Below are 1,296 nucleotides of genomic sequence, written 5' to 3' on the forward strand. Positions count from 1 at the left end.
CGGTGGGTCCGGGTGCGGCGTTCGTGTGCGGCGCGGCGGTGCTCTTTGGCGAGGTTGTGGGCCGCGCAGAGGGGTTGGAGGTTGTCGAGGTCGGTGGCGCCGCCGTCCCACCATGCGGTCTTGTGGTCGACCTGGCACCAGGCGATGGGGCGGTCGCAGCCGTCCTCCCAAGCGCAGGAGGAGTAGCGGGCCATGACGGCGTTGCGCAGCCGGGGCGGGCAGATGCGCTGGGAGCGCCCGACGTCGAGGGGTGTGCCGGTGACGGGGTCGGTGATGATGGGCCGCACCTTGGCGTCCTTGGCCGCCAGGCGTGCGGCGGACAGGGGGTAGACGGTGCCGTGGTCGCTGGTGGCGGGCGGGGCGCCGGGCTCGCCGCGCAGGGTGTCGAGGCCCATGGTGAGGCGGACCTGGGCGGGTTCGCCGCCGCGCCAGGGCAGGTCGCCGGAGTGGGAGAGGGCGAAGTCGACCATCTCCATCGCGGCGTCGTAGCGGCGCTGGGAGGCGCTGCGGGTGTCGCCCGGCTCCGGGGGCGCGGTGAAGGCGTCCAGAGCGGTGCGGAGCCGGTCGTAGTCGGCGGAGGAGCCCTGCATCGAGAAGTGGAAGCCGCCGCGGTCGCGGTCGTGGAACAGGGAGGCGCCGCGCTGGTCGTGGAGGTCGCGCTCGGTCTTGTCGTGCTCGTAGGGGTGCAGCGTGGCGTACAGGCCGCGTCCGGCGAGGTCGAGGTCGCGGCAGGTGGTGTCGCGCCGGGCTGCGAGCGGCAGCAGGACGTCTTGGGCGGCCGTGGTGAAGTGGGTCTCGGTGGGGTGGGCGGCGCGGTCGCGGTGGGTGGCGCAGCGCTTGATCCAGTAGGCGATGCGGGCGGCCTTGGAGGCGGTGATGTGCTGCTGGTCGACGGCGCGGGTGGTGGCGTCCATGCCCTCGGGGGGTTGGCCGAGCAGGGCGTAGTGCGCGCCTTCGGCACGGGTGAGCCCGTTGGCGCACGACATCCAGTCGGCGAGGTTCTTGAACCCGGAGGAGGCCATGCCCGCGTTGGTGCGGGCGCGTTCGGCCAGTCGGGCGGTGGCGGATTGGATGCGGCCGATGCCGCCGAGTGTGGCGGTGATCTCGTCGGCGATGGCGGGGGCGGCGCCGGGCGGGATGGGGGTGTCGAGTTCGCCGCGCAGGAGGTGTTCGGCTTCTGCCAGCAGCGCCCGTACCCGGGGCAGGGGTCCCGGGGTGGGGTGGGATGCCGCTGGTTTGTCGTTCATATCTTCATTTTATTGTGTCTGACCTGCGATGACAATGTTTGGTTCGGCT

General features: G+C 72.4%; 1 protein-coding gene. It reads right to left on the bottom strand.

The window, feature by feature from the left end; all coding sequences use genetic code 11:
- Positions 1 to 1,247 (bottom strand): HNH endonuclease signature motif containing protein (locus tag CLV63_RS33080; RefSeq protein ID WP_106587180.1); only part of this gene is annotated, 1,247 nt, incomplete at its 3' end.
- Between the last annotated feature and the right edge of the window lie 49 nt (positions 1,248 to 1,296).

Source organism: Murinocardiopsis flavida (assembly GCF_003014485.1).
GTDB lineage: Bacteria > Actinomycetota > Actinomycetes > Streptosporangiales > Streptosporangiaceae > Murinocardiopsis > Murinocardiopsis flavida.